Annotated in this window: 4 protein-coding genes; 3 read left to right on the forward strand and 1 reads right to left on the reverse strand. The window is 68.7% G+C overall.

The features are described 5' to 3' along the window. The first annotated feature begins 205 nt into the window (after positions 1–205). Entirely contained in the window at positions 206–1,546 is a 1,341-nt protein-coding gene (locus G3N92_RS31685) for a hemolysin family protein (protein ID WP_206131482.1), read from the forward strand. A gap of 101 nt (positions 1,547–1,647) precedes the next feature. On the opposite strand, the gene G3N92_RS31690 is transcribed toward G3N92_RS31685, so the two are convergent. After that, the gene (locus G3N92_RS31690; RefSeq protein WP_206131483.1) at positions 1,648–2,556 is read right to left on the reverse strand and encodes an NAD-dependent epimerase/dehydratase family protein; all 909 of its coding nucleotides are present in this window, start codon (positions 2,554–2,556) and stop codon (positions 1,648–1,650) included. A 105-nt stretch (positions 2,557–2,661) separates the two neighbouring features. On the opposite strand from G3N92_RS31690, the gene G3N92_RS31695 reads away from it, so the two are divergent. Both G3N92_RS31695 and G3N92_RS31700 read left to right on the forward strand, forming a co-directional pair. Beyond that, entirely contained in the window at positions 2,662–3,570 is a 909-nt protein-coding gene (locus tag G3N92_RS31695) for a LysR family transcriptional regulator (RefSeq protein WP_206131484.1), read from the forward strand. Further along, positions 3,557–3,816 (forward strand): thiamine phosphate synthase (locus G3N92_RS31700; protein ID WP_206131485.1); only part of this gene is annotated, 260 nt, incomplete at its 3' end. The genes G3N92_RS31695 and G3N92_RS31700, both read left to right, overlap by 14 nt.

Below are 3,816 nucleotides of genomic sequence, written 5' to 3' on the forward strand. Positions count from 1 at the left end.
CCGTGGGCGATCGCGCTGTGCCACCGCGTCGCGCTCGCGCACGGCGGCAGCTTCACGCCGCCCGTGCTCGACGCCGGCGCGCCCGCGCGCGGCGTGCTCACGCTGCAGCGCAAGGCCACGGCATGAGATTTTTTCCGGAACGCCAACATTACGTTCGGCTTTCCACCTCTATACTGACGTTTCGTTCACTTTCGGAGTTGTTTCGTTGATACAGATCATCGCGCTGATCGGCGCGTTGCTGCTGGTGGCGCTCAATGGCTTTTTCGTCGCCGCCGAATTCGGTCTCGTCAAACTGCGCGCCACGCGCGTCAAGACGCTGGCCCGCCAGCACGGTCTTCGCGGCCGCATCCTGCGTGTCGTCCACGCCCGCCTCGACGCTTATCTTTCCGCCTGCCAGCTCGGCATCACGCTCGCCTCGCTCGGCCTCGGCTGGATCGGCGAGCCGGCCTTCGCCGAACTGCTCGCGCCGCTGCTCGCCGCGCTCGGCATCGATTCCCCGCAACTGGTGCACGCGATCTCGCTGGTGTTCGCGTTCACGGTGATCTCGTTCCTGCACATCGTGGTCGGCGAACTCGCGCCGAAATCGATGGCGATCCGCCAGCCCGAGCAGGTGGGCCTGTGGCTCGCGCTGCCGCTCTACGCGTTCTACTGGGCGATGTATCCGGCGATCTGGGTGCTCAACAGCAGCGCCAACGCGGTGCTGCGCATCGTCGGCCTGACGGCCGATCACGGCGGCGATTCGCACTACTCCACCGACGAACTGAAGCTGATCCTGCGCAGCCGCCGCAACGCCGTGGGCGCGAGCAAGGCGCCGGTGGCCACCTACAGCAACGACGAGTGGAACACGCTGGCGCACTCGCTCGATTTCTCGTCGATGACGGTGTCTGACCTGATGCGCCCGGCCAACGAGATGATCGGCCTGCGCCGCGATCTGCCGCTGCTCGACAACATGGAAGTGGTGGCGCGCCACCGCTTCAGCCGCTATCCGCTGTTCACCGATGCCGCGCGCGAACAGGTGATCGGCCTGATCCACCTGAAGGATCTGCTGCTCGCGCGTCACGCCGGCGCGGCGCTCGAGGATCTGTCCGACTACGTGCGCCCGGTGCAGTACGTGCGCCCCGACACGCCCGCGCTCGAACTGTTCCGGCGCTTCCGCAAGGGCGCGCCGCACTTCGCGCTGGTCGGCAACAAGCACGAGAAGCCGATCGGCTTCCTGACGCTCGACAACCTGCTCGGCGCGCTGGTGGGCCAGATCCACGACGAATTCCGCCAGGGCGACGCCGATTGGGCGCGCCTCGACGACGGCACGCTGATGGGCAAGGGCAGCCTGCCCGTGGTGTCGCTCGAGCAGGCGCTCGGCATCGACATCGACGAAGGCCGCGCCGAATCGGTCGGCGGCCTCGTGATCCAGGCGCTCAGCGATCTGCCGAGCGAAGGCCAGCGCGTCGCGTTCGACAACTTCGACGTGGTCGTCAAGAAGATGAACGGCCCGCGCATCGTGCTGGTGCGCGTGTATCCGAAGGACGTCAAGGAAGCGGACGAATGAGCGCCGCGCTCCCGCCTCCCATCACTCGTCCGCAATAAAAAACCCGCGCGCGAACACCGCCAGGTGTCGCGCGCGGGCTGCCCTCCGCCGCCGGCGCCGTATCAGACGCGCTCGGGCTGCATGTCCTTCGCGATCCACTCGATCACCGAGCGATGCTTCGGCTGCCAGCCGAGCAGGCGCCGGGCGCGCTCGCCGCGCACGCGGCTGTTCGAGCCGAGCGCGTAGTTCGCCATCTCGTAGCCCCACTCCGCTTCCGCATCCTTGAGCGGCCAATCCTGCGCCTCGCCCAGGCCCATCGCCTGCGCGACCGCGGCCGACATCTCGCCGAACGCCGCCTCGCCGCTCTCGACGAAGTAGAACGTGCCTTCGGCCGGCGTGCGTTCGAGCGCGAGCTTGTAGAGCGCGACCACGTCGTCGATATGCACGTTCGACCAGATGTTGCGGCCCGGGCCGACGTGACGCACCACGCCGCTCTTGCGTGCCTGGCGGATCAGGCGCGGCAACTGCACGCTCTCGCGCGGCAGGCCCAGCCCGTGGCCGTAGATCAGCGTATTGCAGAGCACGGCCGCGCGCATGCCGCGTTGCGCCGCGCTCAGCACCAGCGTGTCGATCGCCACGCGCGCCGCCTTGTCGGCGGTCGGCTCGGGGAGCGCGTCCTCCTCGTAGATCCGGTCGCTGCCCTCGCCGCCCGACGCATCGCCGACGATGCTCGATCCGCTCGTGTGCAGCAGCACCTTGCCCGAATCGGCCAAGCCCGCGATCAGCGCCTCGACCGCGCCGCGATGGTCGCTGTCGGCCGCGTTGATCACGGCATCGGCGGCCTGCGCCTCGCGAATCAGCAGGTCGCGATCGTCGAGCGAACCGACCCGCGGCTCGACGCCGATCGCGCGCAGTTCCTCGGCCTGCGCCTCGCGGCGCACCAGCCCGACCACCCGATGCCCGTCGGCGGCGAGGCCCGCCGCGATCGACCCGCCGATGAACCCGCCCGCACCCGTGATGAACACCTTCATGTCGTACTCCTTTCAAACGATTCGTGGAATGACAGCGAGTGTGGCCGCAATCGGAGGCCGCAAAAACCGTGTTAGCCTCAAGTCATTCTTGAATCCGGATCAACAATGAAAACCTCGACCGAAGAGTTGCAGACCTTCGTCGCGATCATCGACGCCGGCTCGATCACCGCCGCGGCCGAGCAACTGGGGCAGACGGTGTCGGGCGTGAGCCGCGCGCTGAACCGGCTCGAACGCAAGCTCGGCGTGACGCTGCTGCGCCGGACCACGCGCAGCTCGCAACTGACCGACGAAGGCGAACTGCTGCTGGCCCGCGCGCGCGACATCCTGCAATCGGTGGAAGAAGCGGAAACGGCCGTCTCGCTGGGCCGCGTGAAACCGGCGGGCCGCCTGCGCGTGGATGCGGCCACGCCGTTCGTGCTGCACGCGATGGTGCCGCACCTGCCGGCGTTCACGGCGCGCTACCCCGACATCCAGCTCGAACTGACCAACAACGAGCGCTTCGTCGATCTGATCGAACAGCGCATCGACATCGCGATCCGGATCGGCACGCTGCCCGATTCGACGCTGCATGCGCGCCCGCTCGGCTCCGCGCCGCTGCATATCCTCGCGAGCCCGGCCTATCTCGCCGAACACGGCACGCCGCGCAGCGTGGCCGATCTCGCGCGGCACCGCACGCTCGGCTTCAGCGACATCGAAACGCTGAACCGCTGGCCGCTGCGCCGTGGCGCCCGCAGCGGCAACGCCGACAGCCTCGACGGCGTAACGATCCAGCCCGCGCACACCGCATCGAGCGGCGAGACGATCCGGCATCTCGCGCTCGCGGGGCTCGGCATCGCGTGCCTGTCCGATTTCATGAGCGCCGACGACATCGCCGCCGGCCGGCTCGTGCCGGTGCTGACCGAGCACATGACGGGCTACCGCCAGCCGATCAGCGCCGTCTATTACCGCCACACGGCGCTGACCGGGCGCGTGCAGGGCTTCCTCGATTTCCTGAGCCAGCATGTCAAGTTCTGAGGCCGCGCTGCCGCCCGTCTATCTGATCACGCCCGAGCCGGCGTCGGCCTCGGCGGCCGATCTCGACGCGCTCATCGCATGGCTCGACGCGGCGCTGGCCGGCGGCATCGCGCTCGTGCAGCTGCGTGCGAAATCGATCGATACGGAATCCTTTGCATCGCTGGCGGCGCGCGCGATCGAGCGCGCCCATCGCGCGAACGCGCGCGTGATCTGCAACGGCCCGCTCGCGCCGGCCGCCGCGAGCGG

Origin of the sequence: Burkholderia sp. Ac-20379, assembly GCF_017104645.1 — a bacterium.
Classification (GTDB): domain Bacteria; phylum Pseudomonadota; class Gammaproteobacteria; order Burkholderiales; family Burkholderiaceae; genus Burkholderia.